Below are 16,435 nucleotides of genomic sequence, written 5' to 3'. Positions count from 1 at the left end.
TTGAGTGCCAGGGGTGAGACCACCCAAAGGCCCCCGCAAGACGGCTGGACCATTGGACTGGAGGTGCGCGCGATGCTGAGTGAACGCAGGCTCGAGGTGTTGCGCGCGATCGTCCAGGACTATGTGGGCACCGAGGAGCCCGTCGGCTCCAAGGCCCTCACCGAGCGACACCGGCTGGGCGTCTCCCCGGCCACCGTGCGCAACGACATGGCCGCGCTGGAGGACGAGGGCTTCATCGCCCAGCCCCACACGAGCGCGGGCCGCATCCCGACCGACAAGGGCTACCGCCTTTTCGTCGACAAGCTGGCGGGCGTCAAGCCCCTGTCGACCCCCGAGCGGCGCGCCATCCAGAACTTCCTGGACGGCGCCGTCGACCTGGACGACGTCGTCGCGCGCACGGTCCGGCTGCTGGCGCAGCTGACCCGGCAGGTCGCGGTGGTGCAGTACCCCTCGCTGAGCCGTTCGACCGTGCGGCACGTGGAGCTGCTCGCGCTGGCTCCCGCCCGCATCATGCTCGTCCTGATCACCGACACCGGGCGGGTCGAGCAGCGGATGGTCGACTGCCCCGCGCCGGTCGGCGAGACCTCTCTGGCGGACCTGCGCGCCCGGCTCAACAGCCGGGTCGTGGGGCGGCGCTTCACGGACGTGCCGCAGCTGGTGCAGGACCTCCCCGAGTCCTTCGAGCAGGACGACCGCGGAACCGTTTCCACGGTCCTCGCGACCCTGCTGGAGACCCTGGTCGAGGAGACCGAGGAACGGCTGATGATCGGCGGCACCGCCAATCTCACTCGTTTCGGTCATGACTTCCCGCTGACCATCCGGCCGGTGCTGGAGGCGTTGGAGGAGCAGGTCGTGCTGCTCAAGCTGCTCGGCGAGACCAAGGGCGCGGAGATGACCGTGCGCATCGGCCATGAGAACGCCCACGAGGGGCTGAACTCCACATCGGTCGTCGCCGTCGGCTACGGTTCGGGCGACGAGGCAGTCGCCAAACTCGGCGTGGTCGGACCGACCCGCATGGACTACCCCGGAACGATGGGAGCGGTACGCGCAGTGGCACGTTACGTCGGACAGATCCTGGCGGAGTCGTAAGTGGCCACGGACTACTACGCGGTCCTGGGCGTACGGCGTGATGCCTCGCAGGACGAGATCAAGAAGGCCTTCCGCCGTCTCGCGCGCGAGCTGCACCCGGATGTGAACCCGGACCCCAAGACGCAGGAGCGGTTCAAGGAGATCAACGCCGCTTACGAGGTGCTCTCCGACCCGCAGAAGAAGCAGGTCTACGACCTCGGTGGCGACCCCCTCTCCGCCTCGGGCGGCGCGGGCGCCGGCGCCGGCTTCGGTGCCGGTTTCGGCAACTTCTCCGACATCATGGACGCGTTCTTCGGCCAGACGTCGCAGCGCGGGCCCCGCTCGCGCACGCGCCGCGGCCAGGACGCCATGATCCGGCTCGAAGTCAGCCTCAACGAGGCCGCCTTCGGCACCACCAAGGACATCCAGGTCGACACGGCCGTCGTCTGCACCACGTGCAGCGGCGAGGGGGCGGCCCCCGGCACCTCCGCGCAGACCTGTGACATGTGCCGCGGCCGCGGCGAGGTCTCCCAGGTCACGAGGTCCTTCCTCGGCCAGGTCATGACCTCCCGCCCGTGCCCCCAGTGCCAGGGCTTCGGCACGGTCGTGCCGACCCCGTGCCCGGAGTGCGCCGGCGACGGCCGCGTCCGTTCGCGCCGCACCCTGACCGTCAAGATCCCCGCCGGTGTCGACAACGGCACCCGCATCCAGCTGGCGGGCGAGGGCGAGGTCGGCCCGGGCGGCGGTCCCCCCGGCGACCTGTACGTGGAGATCCACGAATCCAAGCACCCGGTCTTCCAGCGCCGCGGCGACGACCTGCACTGCACCGTCACCATCCCGATGACGGCGGCGGCGCTGGGCACCAAGGTTCCCCTGGAGACCCTGGACGGCGTCGAGGAGATCGACATCCGCCCGGGCACCCAGTCCGGCCAGTCCATCCCGCTCCACCAGCGCGGCGTCACCCACCTGCGCGGCGGCGGCCGGGGTGACCTCGTCGTGCACGTCGAGGTGACGACTCCGGCCAAGCTGGACCCGCAGCAGGAGGACCTGCTGCGCCAGCTCGCGAAGCTGCGCGGCGAGGAGCGCCCGATGGGCGAGTTCAAGCCGGGCCAGCAGGGCCTGTTCTCGCGGCTGAAGGACGCCTTCAACGGTCGCTGAGGCTGGTCGCTGGTCGCTGTGTCGTCGGTGCCGGGTGGGCTGGGAATCCCCAGCCCACCCGGCATCCGGCGTTCGGGGGCCGGGGGCGGGGTGGGACGGGGCCTTCTGGGGGCTGCGTTCTTTGCGGCTCCTGGTTCCGTGCCGAGCGTGCCCGGCACGCCCGCAAAGAACGCCTTACGCCCCCTGCCAGGCCCCGTCCCACCCCGCCCCCTCCCGCCGTTCGGATTCCGGGCCCGCGTCCGGGGTTCCGCGTACGGGGCCGGGGCCACGGTCCGCACGGGTCTCCCGCTTCCCTTATGACACGATGAGCCCATGGCTCCGTTGACCGGACTCTTCGAGCACCCGATCGTGCAGGCCCCCATGGCCGGCGCCTCCTCACCCGTCCTCGCCGCGGCCGTCAGCGACGCCGGCGGCCTCGGATTCCTCGCCGCCGGATACCGGACCCCGGCCGCGATGCGGGAGCAGATCACCCGGCTCCGCGCCCTGACGGCCCGCCCCTTCGGCGTCAACCTGTTCATGCCGCAGCCACCCGTCACCGACCCGGCCGCCGTCGACGCCTACGCCGGGCGGCTGGCGGACGAGTCCGCGCGGTACGCGACGCCGCTGGGCGACTGGGACCAGAGCACCGACGACGCGTACGACGCCAAGCTCGCTGTCCTCCTCGACGACCCCGTCCCGGTCGTCTCCTTCCACTTCGGCTGCCCCGACCGCGACGTCCTCCACGCGCTGGCCGCGGCCGGCACCGTCACGATGGTGACCGCGACCTCGGCCACCGAGGCGCTCGCCGCGCAGGAGGCCGGCGCGGCCGCCGTGTGCGTCCAGGGCGTGGAGGCCGGCGGGCACCAGGGCACGCACCGCGACGACCCGCGGGCGGACGGCACCGGCCGGGGCCTCCTGGAGCTCCTCGCCGAGGTCCGCGCCAGTGTGACGATCCCGCTCGTCGCCGCCGGCGGCCTGATGCGCGGCGACCACATAGCGACCGCCCTCGCGGCGGGCGCCTGCGCGGCGCAGCTCGGCACGGCCTTCCTGCCCTGCCCGGAGTCGGACGCGAACCCGCTCCACAAACGGGCCCTGACCGACCCCGCGTTCGCCCGCACGGAACTGACCCGGGCCTTCACCGGCCGCCCGGCACGCGGCCTGGTGAACCGGTTCATCCGTGAGCACGGCCCGGCTGCCCCGGCGGCGTACCCCCAGCTCCACCACCTGACGTCCGGCCTCCGCAAGGCGGCCGCCGCGGCCGGCGACCCGCAGGCCATGGCCCTGTGGGCGGGCGAGGGCCACCGCCTGGCGCGGGCGCTTCCGGCCGGGGAACTGGTGGCGGTGCTGGCCGCCGAGCTGGACAGGGCGCGGAAGTCGTCGAGTTGATCGGCCCCGAGGGGCCGGAAATGTTGATCCGAGAGAGCGAGTACGTCATGACAGCGCCGGTCTTCCTGGTCGAAGAGGACGCCCTCACCGGTGTCTTCCCCGGCACCGTCTTCCCCCTGGACGGCCCCGAGGGCCGTCACGCGGTCTCGGTGCGCCGGCTGCGCGTGGGCGAGGAGATCGTGCTGACGGACGGCGCGGGCACGGGCGTGCACGGCACGGTGACGGCGGTGGAGGGCAAGGACCACCTTGAGGTCACCGTCACCTCCGTGCGCTCCGAGCCGCTGCCGCAGCCGCGCATCACGGTCGTCCAGGCCCTGCCCAAGGGCGACCGCGGCGAGCTGGCCGTGGAGACCATGACCGAGACCGGCGTGGACGCGGTCGTCCCGTGGACGGCCTCGCGCTGCGTCACCCAGTGGAAGGGCGACCGGGGGCTGAAGTCCCTGGGCAAGTGGCGGGCCACGGCCCGCGAGGCGGGCAAGCAGTCGCGCCGGCTGCGCTTCCCCTCGGTGGCCGAGGCGATGACGACCCGCCAGGTGGCGGCGCTGCTGGCCGACGCCGACTTCGCGGCGGTCCTGCACGAGGAGGGCAGCACTCCGCTCGCCACGGCGGAGCTGCCGGAGACGGGCGACATCGTCCTGGTCGTCGGCCCGGAGGGCGGCGTCTCCCCGGAGGAGCTGACCGCCTTCGCGGAGGCGGGCGCCCATCCGTACCGCCTGGGGCCCAGCGTGCTGCGCACGTCGACGGCCGGCACGGCGGCGGCCGCGCTGCTGCTGGGCCGGACGGGACGCTGGGGCTGAGGGAACCGACCGGGGGCCGGGGAGCTGGGAGATGGCGGAGGGGGCGGCGCTGCTCGGCGCCAGGGACTACGAGCGCATGCTCGACCTCGTCGTGGAGGTCCTGGGGAATGACGGGACGGCGGGCGGCGGCGGGACGGTGGGGATCGGCGGCGGTGCGCCGGCGGACGCCCGCGGGGTCGGGGGCGACGCCGGCGCCGGCACGGACACCGACCACTCCTGGCACCTGGTCACCCGCCACCTCCTCGACGCGCTCGACTGCGGCTCCGCGACGTTCTCGGAGGTGAACCTCGCGGAGGGCACCGGGCGCATCGAGGGCTGGGCGCCGGACCGGCTCGGCCGGTACGTCGGCGGTCTCGTCCAGCGGCGCATCCGGCAGCACCACCCGCTCATCTCCTACGCCCAGAGCGGCGACCTCGCACCGGTCGACGTCGGCGAGATCTGCGACGGCTGGCGCCGCACCCAGTGGTACAGCGAGGCGCGGCGGGACTTCGGCGTCACCCAGCAGGTGGGCCTGCCGCTCACGGCCGGCCCCGGCGTCGTCCGCCTGGTCATCGTGGGCCGCGACGGCAGGTTCGGCTCCCGTGAGCTGGCCTTCGCGGCCCGCGTCCGACCGCTGCTGGAGGCGGTGGGCGGCCATGTGCGGGAGCGGCGCCGGCTGCGCGCCATGACGCCCGCCCTCCCGGCCGGCCGGTTGACGGGCCACGGCCTGACCCCGCGTGAGCTGACGGTTCTGGGCCTGCTGGCGGAGGGTCTGACGGCGGAGGCCATCGGCCGGCGGCTGGCCATCTCCCCGCACACGGTCAACCGGCACCTGGAGAAGGTCTACCGCAAGCTGGGCACCAACAACCGGGTCCGCACGGTGCTGCTGGCGCGACAGGCCGGGCTTGTGCCCTGACCTGGGGTGCGTGATTGACTCTCTCCCGCGGGGGGCCGGTGGAACTGACGAAGAAGCCGAGCCGTTGGGAGAACGTACCGGCCATGGCGCTGCTCCGTGCAAGCGATTACGAGCGCATGCTCGACCTTGTGGTGGAGGTCCTGGAGACCGACGCCCCGGAATCCGTGTGGCCGCTCATGGCCGCGCACCTGCGGGAAGCCTTCGCCTGCGACACGGTCATCTTCGCCGAGTTGTTCCTGCCGAGGCAGAGCGGACGGGCCGAGGGCTGGGCGCCGGAAAACCTCGGGGATTCGGTGCGGGACATCGTCGAAAGGCGAATGCGTCAGCGCCACCCCCTGATCGCCTACCTTGAGGCGAATCAACAGCGCCCGGTCACCATGACGCAGATCTGTGAACACTGGCGCCATTCCCTGTGGCGCAGCGAAGCGCGCCGGGATTTCGGGACGACGCATCAGATGGGTCTTCCGATGCCGGGTGTGCCGGGTGCGGTACGCGCGGTGTCGCTGGGCCGCAAGGGCGATTTCACCGACCACGAACTCGCGCTGGCGACGCGCATTCAGCCGCTGTTGCTGAGCGCGGACAAACACATCCGCGAACTGCGCCGCGTGCGGGAGGAGCGGGAGCGGCGATCGGGGGTTCCGGCCCTGCCGCACCACGACTTGACCCCGCGTGAGCTGACGGTTCTGGGCCTGCTGGCGGAGGGTCTGACGACGGAGGCCATCGGCCGGCGGCTGGCCATCTCTCCGCACACGGTCAACCGGCACCTGGAGAAGGTCTACCGCAAGCTCGGCACCAACAACCGGGTCTCCACCGTGCTGCTGGCCAGGGGAACCGGCCTGGTCGCGGGCTAGGGGGACCTCGGAAGAGGCCCGGGGCGGCCCTCGGGAAGCCGGTCGCGGGGGCGTAGGAAGTTCTTCCCATGGCAGACCCCCCGGGGCGTCCGCCATGCTTTCTCCCACGGGGGAGAGGCGCCGCCGACGCCGGCCACGGGGGATTCGGCGTCGGCGTGGCGCACCCCGGGGCGGGGCCACGGGTGGCGTGCCGAGCGGCGAGCCCTGGTGTGCCGGGCATCACACCGCACATATCGTTCTTTGTTCGCTATTCGCCGTTGAATGATCGAGGACTGATCGACAACTCCTTAGTCTTGATGGTCCCATCACGGGGCATCGAACGGGGAGGCAATGCCGTGAGTGAGGCCGGCAGCGGAAAGGTCCTGGACATCAAGGCGGAGGACCTGAAGTCCTCAGCGCCGACGTTCAGTGAACAGAGTGGAAAGCTTCGCGAGGCGCTGACCACTTTGACCACGACTCTGGACGGCCTCGGGGCGCCGTGGGGTGAGGACGAACAGGGCAAGCAATTCGCGAAGGGCTACACGCCGGCGCGCAAGAAGATCGAGAACGCCACGAAGATCCTCATCGGCGGACTCGCCAGCATTCACGAGGCGATGGCGGACATGTCGGACGGCCACGTCGACAACGACAAGCTGATCGGCTCGATGTTCAGCAAGAAGGGCGTCAAGGACGGCGGCCGGCAGGATGCGGGCAAGGCCGGCGAATGAGTCTCAAGCACAAGGTCCAGAGCTTCCTCGTCCACCACATGGGCCTGTACTGGCCGGACGGGGACGCGGCGAAGCTGCGTAAGGCCGCGAAGGCGTGGCGGGCGTTCGCGGAGAGCGTCGACGACGTCCGCGGCCCGGTCAACAACACGGCGGGCGCCCTCATCCACAACAACAAGGGTGAGGCGATCGAGGCGTTCGAGACCTTCTGGGGTCGCTACGCCAAGGGCAAGGACGCCGGATGGCTCAGTGACGTCTCCGACTCCGCCAAGGAGATGGCGAAGGCCTGCGACAAGATGGCCGCCGCGATCGACCACGCCATGGAAGAGCTGTGGGAGAAGATCGCCGTCGACCTGGCGGTGCTGGCGGCGGGCGTCACCCTGGCGATAGCCACCGGCGGTGCCCTGTCGGGCGCGGCCGCTGCCGCCGCCGAGGCGATCATCGCCGGCGGCGCGTCCGTGGGCATCGCGGTGACCGCGACGGTGGCCGAGATCGCCGGGTTCACGCTGGCCGGGGCCGCGTTCGGCGGGCTGGAAGCGGTGACCGTGGACCTCGCGGTGGCCCAGCCGATGAAGATATCCCTGGGCCTGCAGAAGGACTTCGACTGGGGCGAGGCCGACAAGTCGATCAAAGACGGCATGTTCTTCGGCGGGGCGTTCGGCGGTGCCGGAGCCTTCGCGAAGAACGCGGCGGAGGCGGGAGGCGTCCGCAACCTGCTCAACGGCGTCCGGCCGGGCCTTGCGGAGGAGTTCGGCGCGGCGGCCCGTCTCCCCTCGCAGATCAAGTGCGAACTCGACCCCATCGACGTCGCCACCGGCGCGATGCTGCTGCCGCAGACCGACGTCACCCTGCCGGGCGCCCTGCCGCTCGTCGTCGAGCGCACGCACCTGTCGTCGTACCGGGCCGGCAACTGGTTCGGCCCGACCTGGGCCTCCACGCTCGACGAGCGCGTCCAGCTGGACCCCGAAGGCGTGGTGTTCGCGGCCGCGGACGGCATGCGCCTCGTCTACCCCGTACCCGTGCCCGGCGAGCCGGTGCTGCCGGTCAAGGGCCCGCGCTGGCCGCTGGAGTGGGACGGCACGCCGGACGGCGTGATGACCGTCACCGACCCGTACAGCGGCCTCGTCCGCACCTTCGCCCACCCCGCGCCCTGCGCGGTCCCGGGCGCGGCCCAGCTGCCGCTGGAGAGCGTGCAGGACCGCAACGGGATGCGCGTCGACATCGAGCGCACCCTGAGCGGCACCCCGACCGCCATCCGGCACTCGGGCGGCTACTACGTGGCGGTCGACACCGACGGCCCGCGCGTCACCGCCCTGCGGCTGCTCGACGAGGCACCGTCGCAGTACGAGCCCCAGCAGACGCCCGGCGGCGGCACGCTCCTGGTCCGCTACGGCTACGACGACGCGGGCAACCTCACCGAGGTCGTCAACTCCAGCGGCAAGCCGCTGCGGTTCACGTACGACGCCGAGGGCCGCGTCACGTCGTGGACCGACCGCAACGGCACGTCGTACGGCTACGTCTACGACGAGCGCGGGCGCGTCGTGCGCACGGAGGGCAGCGACGGCTTCCTCTCGGGAACGCTGGAGTACGAGGACGGGTCGCGGACGACGACGGTCACGGACGCGCTGGGACGGCGGAGCGTCTTCCAGTACGACGCCGACGCCCTGGTCGTCAGCGAGACGGACCCCCTGGGGCACGTCACGCTCACCGAATGGGACGCGAGGGGCGAGAACCCCCTGTCGGTGACGGACGCGGGCGGCCGCACCACGCACTACGCGTACGACGACTCCGGCAACCTGACGAAGGTCACCCTGCCGGACGGCACGGCGGGCACAGCCGTCTTCGATGACCGGTGCAGGCCGGTCGAGGTGACCCAGCCGGGCGGGGCGGTATGGCGCCACACCTACGACGAGCGGGGCAACCTGCTCACGAGCGAGGACCCCACCGGCGCGGAGACGCGCTACGGCTACGACGAACGGGGCGGGCTGACCTCCGTCACCGACGCCCTGGGCCACACGCAGCGCATCGAATGCGACGCGGCGGGCCTGCCCGTGACGCTCACCGACCCCCTGGGCCGGTCGACGACCGTCCGCCGTGACACCTTCGGCCGCGTCGTCGAGGTCGTCGACCCCCTCGGCCACACGACCCGGATGGGCTGGACCACCGAGGGCAAGCCGAGCTGGCGCGAGTCTCCGGACGGCCGCCGGGAGACCTGGACGTGGGACGGCGAGGGCAACCTCCTCACCCACACCGACCCCGGCGGGGGCGAGACCAGGCACGCCTACACCCACTTCGACCTCCCGGCCTCGCGGACGGAGTCCGACGGCACGACGTACGCCTTCGCCTACGACAAGAACCTGCGGCTGGTCGAGGTGACCAACCCGCAGGGGCTGAGCTGGTCGTACGACTACGACGAGGCGGGCCGCCTGGCGTCCGAGACGGACTTCAACGGCCGGACGCTCACCTACGCCCACAACCCGGCGGGCGACCTGGTGTCGCGGACGAACGGCGCCGGAGAAACGCTTCACTTCACCCGTGACGAGCTGGGACGCGTCGTCGAACAACGTGTGGCGGACTCGGGTGAGACCACGACGTACGCGTACGACGAAGCCGGCTACCTGAACCGCACGGCCAACGCGGACGCGGAGGTCGTCTTCGCCTACGACGCACTCGGCCGACCGCTGTCGGAAGCGGTCAACGGCAGGGTCCTCACGCGCGCGTACGACACCCTCGGGCAGTGCGTCGAGCGGACCACGCCGTCGGGACTGCGGTCACAGTGGACGTACGACGCGGCGGGCCGGCCGGTGGAGCTGCGCGGTGACGCGGGCACGCTGGCGTTCTCCTACGACGCGGCGGGACGCGAGACGGAACGACGCCTGGGGGAGGGCGCGACCCTCGGCCAGACCTGGGACGAGGCCGACCGCCTCACCGCCCAGTCGATCACGGCCAAGCGGGGCCCGGAGACCGACCGGCTGCGGCAACACCGCGCCTACACCTATCGCGCCGACGGCTACCTGACCGAGATCCGCGAGCTCACGTCCGGCACCCGCCGGTTCGACGTGGACCGGACGGGTCGTGTGACGGGCGTCAGGGCCCACGGCTGGACCGAGACGTACGCCTACGACGCGGCGGGCAACCTCACCCACGCCACGGCCCCGGCCCACGACGCGCCCGGCAAGCGCGAGTTCGAGGGCACGCTGCTGCGGCGCGCGGGCCGGACGACGTACGAGCACGACGCGCAGGGACGCGTCGTGCGTAAGACGCGCAAGCTGCTGAACGGGCAGACGCGGACGTGGACGTTCACGTGGGACGCCGAGGACCGCCTGACGGGCACCACGACGCCTGACGGTCACTGCTGGCGGTATGCGTACGACCCGCTGGGCCGCCGAATATCCAAGCGACGGCTGACGGATGACGGGGCGGTCGCGGAGTCGGTGTCGTTCGCGTGGGACGGCACGCGCCTGGTCGAGCAGACGACGGCAGAGGGCGCGATCACGACCTGGGACCATGCCCCGGGCACGCACCGCCCGATAGCCCAGACGGATCACAGGACGACGCCGGCCGGTCCGGCGGAGACGTCGCTGATCAAGCAGTTCGCGGACGCTGATCGCACGCCGCGCTTCCACGCCGTCGTCACGGACCTGGTCGGCACGCCGACGGAGCTTGTGACGCCGGACGGCGAGCTGGCCTGGCAACAGCGAACCTCGCTGTGGGGCACGCGCTTGCCGGCACCGGACGCGGGTGTCGACTGCCCGCTGCGCTTCCCGGGGCAGTACGCGGATGCTGAGACGGGGCTCGCCTACAACTATTTCCGGTACTACGACCCGGAAACGGCTTCGTACATCGCCCTTGATCCACTGGGCTTGGCTGCTGCTCCGAACCCGTCCAGGTATGTGAGCAACCCGTACGGGCTTGCCGACCCACTCGGTCTCGCACCCTGCACGCCTCTGGAACTGGAGGCGCCCAAGACATCGACCACCATGCGCAACACGCCAGGGTCGGTAACGGGCGGATCGGGCCTCAGAGATGTCGACGGCAAATGGCTCAGGGGTAGCGCCGGTAATGCTGGCAAGATTCCCGGGCAGATTGCCCGCGCGCTTCAGGGAAGGCAGTTCAGGAACTTCGACGAATTCCGTCAAGCGTTTTGGACCGAGGTTTCCAAGGACCCGAATCTCGCATCTCAGTTCACCAAGTCGGACCGGACGCTCATGGCGGATGGGAAGGCGCCGTGGACTGTGAAGAATCAAGCCCTCGGGAAAAATGGGCGCTATGTCCTCCATCATGTGGTGCCCATTCAGCGTGGCGGAGGCGTGTATGACCTGGATAACCTCATCGTGGCCACGCCGCGGTACCATAAGGAAGTGCTGGAGCCCGGGTATCACATGGGTTGAACCGGACTCTGAGATGGACCTTTAGGTAAGGGGTGAACATGACGCGAGAAGAGCTGATTCAGCTCGTGGAGAGGATCATGGCCGGTGAAGGGGAGACGGAGGCTGAGCATGACGAGCTCGTCCATACCCTTGAGCGGAACGTAATTCATCCCGCGGTCACGGACCTGATCTACCACACCAGGCCTGAGCTGACTGCTGAAGAGGTCGTGGACCGGGCGCTCGCCTACAAGCCCATCGCCTTGTAGGCGGGTCCGGTGTGAGCGTCCCCTTGGGCAAGGATCGTGCCTGACGGTTTGAGGATTTTTGAGCCCGCCTTCCATGAAGGCGGGCTCAGTGTCGTCCGTCGTGTGTTTCCTGGCTCCTTATTCATTCCTGGTGGAAAAGCGGAGCCGGGTCGGCGGTCTATAACCGGGCCCTGCCGGGGCGCCCCCTCAAGCTCGCACCGACAGCGTGAAACTGACCTCGAAGCCCGCTCGTTCCACGGGTCCCGCCTCGAACGCGCCCCATGCATCCGCACCCGCTCCGCATGTCGATCAGCCCGTGCCCGCCTCCTGGCATGTCGGGGCGGGCCTCGCCGGGGCACGGGGCGGACCGGGCCGTCATCTGCCCCCATGAGAAGATCATTTGGCAGATTTCGAACGTGGAGGGGGACCATGTACGCGATATCCCTGGGCGACGACGGCGCGGAGCTGCGGCCGCTTGAGCCCTGGCAGGCCGAGGAGTTCCTCGCCCACGTGCGGCGAGGGCGGGACTTCGTCGGGCGGTTCCTCCCGCTCTCCGAGGTCGTCTGGGACCTGGAGTCCAGCCGGGCGTACCTCCGCTCGTACGCGCAGAAAGCCGCCACCGACACCGGGCGGATCCACGGCATCTGGGCGGACGGCCAGCTGGTCGGCGTGGTCCTGATCCGGTCGATGGACGTCGGACAGGGCGTCGCCGAGGTGGGCTGCTGGCTGGAGCCGTCAGCGGTGGGCAAGGGCCTGATCACCCGCGCCGCCCGCTCGGTCATCGACTGGGCCGTCGAGCAGCGCGGCATCCACCGCGTGGAGTGGCAGGCCGCGACCGCCAACACGGCCAGCATCGCGGTCGCCCGACGGCTCGGGATGACGAAGGAAGGCGTGCAGCGGGAGAGCTTCCCCCTGCGGGGCGAGCGGTACGACATGGAGCTGTGGTCGGTGCTCGCGCCGGAATGGCGGGCGGCCCGGGCGGCGGCCGCGACCGCGGCCGTGGCCGCGTCCATGCCCTGACGTGGCTCAGAGTTCGACGTACGCCGGCGTCGGCGACCACGTGGGCGGCAGGTGGTCCTCGCGCCGGGTGCCGGACACGCGCTGCGGGTAGCGATGCCGCCACCAGCGCTCCGGGTTCGCCACCGCGCCCGCTCCGTGGGGCCGTATCGGCGCCGTCGCCGCGAGGAAACGGTCATCCAACGCGTCCAGTTCGCCCTGGTAGTGCGCCCGGATGCGCTCCGTCAGGATCGGCCAGGCGTCGTGCAACCAGTCTCGGCAGCGTATGTCCTGGTCGTACTCCCACACCCACGTGGTGTCGAAGCCCTCCTCGACCTCGCTGACGAACCACTCCCAGCGCCGGACGCGTTCGTCCAGCGTCGGGCCCTCGCCGTGGCCGGCCGACAACAAACGTGTCGCCCGGCGGACGGACTCGTGGTCCTCGTCCTGCCAGTGATCTTGCGCCATGAGCAGCAGTTTTGCTCTGGCCGGGGCACGTGTCGAGCCCGGTGGGCCCGGAAATCCGGTGGCTTCACTGATGTGCGGTGTGCCCATACTGCCGTCTATGACTGCTGCTGAGGTGAATGTTCTGACCGTCGGCGCGGAGGACGCCGGGCTCACCGACCGTTTGGAGAACGAGCTCGACGCCTTCAACGACGCGGCTACGGGCAAAGCCGAACGAGGTGACTTCTCGGTGCGCGTGGACGACGCGGACGGCCACCTGGTCGGCGGCCTGACCGCCTGGACCTGGGGCGGCCTCTGCGGCATCGAACTGCTCTGGGTGCGCGAGGACAGCCGCGCGGGCGGCTGGGGCAGCAAACTGCTGCTCGCCGCGGAAGCGGAGGCTGTGCGGCGGGGGTGCGACCGCGTGATGGTGTCGTCCTACACGTTCCAGGCGCCGGGCTTCTACGAGCGGCACGGGTACGGGGAAGTGGGCCGCGTGCCCGGGGTGCCGGGTGGGCACGCGGACGTCTACTTGTTCAAGTCGCTAGCGGGTGGGGCGGTCCAGGGCTCCTGACTTGATGCTGGATATGAGGCGGCGCAGTCTTCGGGGGGTGGCGGTGATGATGATGTTGGGGGCGTCGCTTTCGCGGAGGTGGATCGCTTCGGTTGCGGCGAGGTAGAGGCAGGCATTGCCTTCGCCGCTGAACGATGACTTCTGCCAGCCATATCGCGTGGCCACGTAGATGCAAGACGACCCGTATTCGCTGTACGTCGACTTTTGCCAATTGAGCGTGCTCACTTGTTCCTCTCAGACGTTCTGGGCAATGCCGTGGATGAGGTCGCGTGACAGGTCAGGCTTGAGTGCGACGCTCTCCATGCGGTCCAGCACGAGGCGGCACCGGTCGAGCTGTGCGCTGGCATCGATGAAGGTGCCGTTATGGGCTGTGTCGAGGAGAACGGTGTCCAGCTGCGGAACGGTCCCGCGAAAGCAATCGATGCCATGGCCTGCGCTGGGGAACGACGTGCCGTCGAAGGGGATGACGACCACAGTGATGTTCTCCCTCTCGCTCATGGCGAGGAGGTGCTTGAGCTGGGACTTGGTGACGGCTGTGCCGCCGAACTGCATGCGGAGAGCCGCCTCGTGGATGATTGCCGTGTAAGCCGGCTGGGTCTTACGGTAGAGGACTGCCTGTCGCTTGATGCGGTGGGAGATGCGGTGCTCGACTTCGTGAGGAACAAGCTCTGGCACCGCCTCGCGGAAGATCGCACGGGCATAGTCGGTGGTCTGAAGCAGACCAGGGATATTGATGACCTGGGAAACGCGGATCGCAGTGGCGTGATGCTCTACCTCGGCGAGGTCGAGGAGGCTGGCGGGGAGCAGCTCGCGGTACTCCTCCCACCACCCGCGTTTGCGCTCCCCCGTCATTCCGGCCAGCGCTTCGATCAGCGCCTGGTCCGAACAGTCGTAGATCCGGGCCAACGCGCGCACCCTGTCGGCGCTGACTCCGTACCTTCCTGCCTCGATGTTGCTGATGCGCGATTGAGTGGCCCCGAGCAGCGCGCCGGCTTCGGTGGCGGACATGTCCGCCCGCTCGCGAAGTCTCCGCAGCTCCGCGCCCAGGCGCCGACGCCGGATCGTTGGTAGGGGCGTGCTCGGCGGCATCGTGCTCCTCGTTTTGTTCGCACACGGTGTCCTGATGTCACTCAGACGGGTCTAGATGGGCTACGGTCCGCGAAGTTCATGGAATGTAGTCCATAGGCGGCGCTACGGTGTGAGTCAAGCCACTCGCCCCACCTGAGTGCTCCAACTCCACCTCCCGCCAGGAGACTTCCATGGCCACCGTATCGCCGTCACAGCCCTGGTCGTACACCCTCGAACTGCCGCGCGATCTGCGCTCTCCCGCCATCGCCAGGACCACCCTCCGCGCAGTCCTCGGCAGTCACGGAATGACAGAACTGATCGATAACGCCCAACTGTTGACCAGTGAACTGGTCACCAACGCCTGTCTGCACACCAGCGGCCCCTGCACCCTGCGGTTGCGCGGGCGTGAAGGCGGGCGGCTTCGGGTGACCGTGTGGGACACGAGCCCCTTCGTTCCGGCGCCGTTCGCGACCGGAACACTCAGGCGGCGGTCCTGGCGTGACGGGCGGGGCGCCGAGTCCGGGCGCGGGCTGACGCTCGTACGGCAGTGTGCCAGCACATGGGGGAGCCACACGTACGACAAGCGGCGCTTCGGCAAGGCGCTGTGGTTCGAGTTGCTGCCTCCGGGGGCGGCGGGATGCGTTGAGTGTGGCGACCTGGGGGCCGTGCAGCGCGCGGCAGTCGATCGCGGGGACCGGGCGCAGGCGGTCGCGGCGACGGTCGCCGTACGCGGACATTGGCGGGAGGCGCATCCGTCGCAGGCCGGTGATCCCTGGTGACCCTCACGGGTGAACACGGCTACGGCCCGGTGGGGCAGTGAATTCGGTCCTGCCGGGTGCGGCTTTCGTCTCGCGCCTTCGGCGCAAGGCGCCGGCAGCGGAGGGGAGGGGGACGGGCCGGGGTCCGGTTGTCGGTCGGGCGGGCCGGTGGCCGGCCGGGGTCACCGAAGCCTCCGCTGCGCTCCGGAGCGGGCTGCTGCCGCGATCCTTCCGCCGGTCCGTCGTCGTCTGCGGCCGCGTGGCCGGTGTGCGGAGTGCCGGGCTGCGCCCGGAGGCCGCCCCGCTTCGCGGAGCGGACGTGCGTCAGAGCAGGGGCTCTTCCTCGTCAGCGTTCACTCAAGGGCCGTGTACTCCACCGGTGGATGGACCAGTTCGGGATGCTCCACCGTGTACCGCTCGCCGTGAAGGTCCAGCATCGCCCAGTGCCATGGCTCGTCGTGGAAGACAAGGCCGCGATGCGGTGTGCCGTCCGGCTCGTAGGGGTAGGCGGCCAGGGCCGCCGCCCAGGATTCCGGCAGCGTCAGGTTGCCGTGGCGCCGCATCACCCACGCGTACAGACGCCGCTCGCTCTGCAAGTATTCGACATACTCGGCCTCGCTCCAGGTCACGGCCTCACCCTAGGAGCCGCCGGGGAATCCCGCGCATCCGCACCGCTGGAGCAACCCAGTGGTGACGGCGCCCCTCACGCCCGGAACGGCTTCACCCAGCGCCGCCAGTGGTCCTCGCGCTCGTAGCCGGCGGCGGCCCACGCGTGCTGCGCCCGCTCGTTCGCTTCCAGCACCATCGCGTCCCCGCGCCGTCCGCCCACCGCCCTGAACCGTTCCTCCGCCGCCGTCAGGAGCGCCGTCGCGATGCCCTGGCGGCGGTGGGACGGGCGTACCGCCAGGCGGTAGAGGGAGCACCGCCAGCCGTCGTAGCCCGCGATCACCGAGCCCACGAGCAGCCCCTCCGACTCCGCGAGGATCAGCGCCTCGGGGTCGCGCTCGATCAGCCGGGTCACCCCGTCGGTGTCGTCCGTGATGGACGTGCCCTCCGCCGCCTCCTTCCAGAAGGTCAGCACGTTCTCGGCGTCGGCCTGGACAGCGGTCCGTATCTTGATCACGGACCCAGCCCAGCACGAC

General features: G+C 70.5%; 17 protein-coding genes. 12 read left to right on the top strand and 5 right to left on the bottom strand.

Annotation, left to right across the window (positions count from 1 at the left end; all coding sequences use genetic code 11):
• The first annotated feature begins 72 nt into the window (after positions 1 to 72).
• From hrcA to CYQ11_RS09650, 10 genes are all read left to right on the top strand, one after another.
• Complete coding sequence (gene hrcA / locus CYQ11_RS09695; RefSeq protein WP_099200582.1) at positions 73 to 1,089, top strand: heat-inducible transcriptional repressor HrcA; 1,017 nt, start codon at positions 73 to 75, stop codon at positions 1,087 to 1,089.
• Positions 1,090 to 2,226 carry a molecular chaperone DnaJ gene (dnaJ, locus tag CYQ11_RS09690; protein ID WP_099200583.1) on the top strand — a complete coding sequence of 379 codons (1,137 nt, stop codon included), beginning with the start codon at positions 1,090 to 1,092 and terminating at the stop codon, positions 2,224 to 2,226.
• Between the two features lie 312 nt (positions 2,227 to 2,538).
• On the top strand, positions 2,539 to 3,591 hold the full coding sequence (locus CYQ11_RS09685; protein WP_099200584.1) for a nitronate monooxygenase: 1,053 nt from the start codon (positions 2,539 to 2,541) through the stop codon (positions 3,589 to 3,591).
• 47 nt (positions 3,592 to 3,638) lie between these two features.
• Positions 3,639 to 4,388: a 16S rRNA (uracil(1498)-N(3))-methyltransferase gene (locus tag CYQ11_RS09680; RefSeq protein WP_099200873.1), complete on the top strand. Its 750-nt coding sequence runs from the start codon at positions 3,639 to 3,641 to the stop codon at positions 4,386 to 4,388.
• Between the two features lie 31 nt (positions 4,389 to 4,419).
• On the top strand, positions 4,420 to 5,283 hold the full coding sequence (locus CYQ11_RS30245; protein ID WP_240003511.1) for a helix-turn-helix transcriptional regulator: 864 nt from the start codon (positions 4,420 to 4,422) through the stop codon (positions 5,281 to 5,283).
• 38 nt (positions 5,284 to 5,321) lie between these two features.
• Positions 5,322 to 6,134: a helix-turn-helix transcriptional regulator gene (locus CYQ11_RS09670; protein WP_146104663.1), complete on the top strand. Its 813-nt coding sequence runs from the start codon at positions 5,322 to 5,324 to the stop codon at positions 6,132 to 6,134.
• Between the two features lie 335 nt (positions 6,135 to 6,469).
• The gene (locus CYQ11_RS09665) at positions 6,470 to 6,841 is read left to right on the top strand and encodes a hypothetical protein (RefSeq protein WP_240003512.1); all 372 of its coding nucleotides are present in this window, start codon (positions 6,470 to 6,472) and stop codon (positions 6,839 to 6,841) included.
• Positions 6,838 to 11,229 (top strand): pyocin-S2/colicin E7-DNase domain-containing protein, encoded by a 4,392-nt coding sequence (locus CYQ11_RS09660; RefSeq protein ID WP_099200587.1) that lies wholly within the window; start codon positions 6,838 to 6,840, stop codon positions 11,227 to 11,229. The genes CYQ11_RS09665 and CYQ11_RS09660 overlap by 4 nt, the downstream gene beginning before the upstream one ends.
• A 38-nt stretch (positions 11,230 to 11,267) precedes the next feature.
• A complete protein-coding gene (locus CYQ11_RS09655) occupies positions 11,268 to 11,474 on the top strand; it encodes a bacteriocin immunity protein (RefSeq protein WP_099200875.1) in 207 nt (68 codons plus the stop codon).
• Between the two features lie 408 nt (positions 11,475 to 11,882).
• The gene (locus CYQ11_RS09650; RefSeq protein ID WP_099200588.1) at positions 11,883 to 12,473 is read left to right on the top strand and encodes a GNAT family N-acetyltransferase; all 591 of its coding nucleotides are present in this window, start codon (positions 11,883 to 11,885) and stop codon (positions 12,471 to 12,473) included.
• Between the two features lie 6 nt (positions 12,474 to 12,479).
• On the opposite strand, the gene CYQ11_RS09645 is transcribed toward CYQ11_RS09650, so the two are convergent.
• A complete protein-coding gene (locus tag CYQ11_RS09645; RefSeq protein WP_146104662.1) occupies positions 12,480 to 12,917 on the bottom strand; it encodes a hypothetical protein in 438 nt (145 codons plus the stop codon).
• 97 nt (positions 12,918 to 13,014) lie between these two features.
• Between CYQ11_RS09645 and CYQ11_RS09640 the strand changes: the two genes are divergently transcribed.
• Complete coding sequence (locus CYQ11_RS09640) at positions 13,015 to 13,467, top strand: GNAT family N-acetyltransferase (protein WP_099200876.1); 453 nt, start codon at positions 13,015 to 13,017, stop codon at positions 13,465 to 13,467.
• Here CYQ11_RS09640 and CYQ11_RS09635 read toward each other — a convergent pair.
• Positions 13,438 to 13,692, bottom strand: a complete 255-nt coding sequence (locus tag CYQ11_RS09635) for a DUF397 domain-containing protein (protein ID WP_338105637.1) — start codon at positions 13,690 to 13,692, stop codon at positions 13,438 to 13,440. The two genes, CYQ11_RS09640 and CYQ11_RS09635, sit on opposite strands and share 30 nt — an antisense overlap.
• A 9-nt stretch (positions 13,693 to 13,701) precedes the next feature.
• The gene (locus tag CYQ11_RS09630) at positions 13,702 to 14,556 is read right to left on the bottom strand and encodes a helix-turn-helix domain-containing protein (RefSeq protein WP_099200590.1); all 855 of its coding nucleotides are present in this window, start codon (positions 14,554 to 14,556) and stop codon (positions 13,702 to 13,704) included.
• Between the two features lie 170 nt (positions 14,557 to 14,726).
• Here CYQ11_RS09630 and CYQ11_RS09625 point away from each other — a divergent pair, with 170 nt between their 5' ends.
• Entirely contained in the window at positions 14,727 to 15,314 is a 588-nt protein-coding gene (locus tag CYQ11_RS09625; RefSeq protein ID WP_107489256.1) for an ATP-binding protein, read from the top strand.
• A gap of 332 nt (positions 15,315 to 15,646) precedes the next feature.
• Here the strand turns inward: CYQ11_RS09625 and CYQ11_RS09620 are convergent, their stop codons facing one another.
• Positions 15,647 to 15,922 (bottom strand): hypothetical protein, encoded by a 276-nt coding sequence (locus CYQ11_RS09620; protein WP_099200591.1) that lies wholly within the window; start codon positions 15,920 to 15,922, stop codon positions 15,647 to 15,649.
• Positions 15,923 to 15,996: 74 nt separating this feature from the next.
• A complete protein-coding gene (locus tag CYQ11_RS09615; RefSeq protein WP_240003513.1) occupies positions 15,997 to 16,416 on the bottom strand; it encodes a GNAT family N-acetyltransferase in 420 nt (139 codons plus the stop codon).
• Positions 16,417 to 16,435: the final 19 nt, after the last annotated feature.

The sequence above is a fragment of the Streptomyces cinnamoneus genome, assembly GCF_002939475.1.
GTDB classification, from domain to species: domain Bacteria; phylum Actinomycetota; class Actinomycetes; order Streptomycetales; family Streptomycetaceae; genus Streptomyces; species Streptomyces cinnamoneus_A.
Note: the sequence above shows the minus strand (reverse complement) of the source record. Positions and strands in the feature narration are given on the sequence as shown.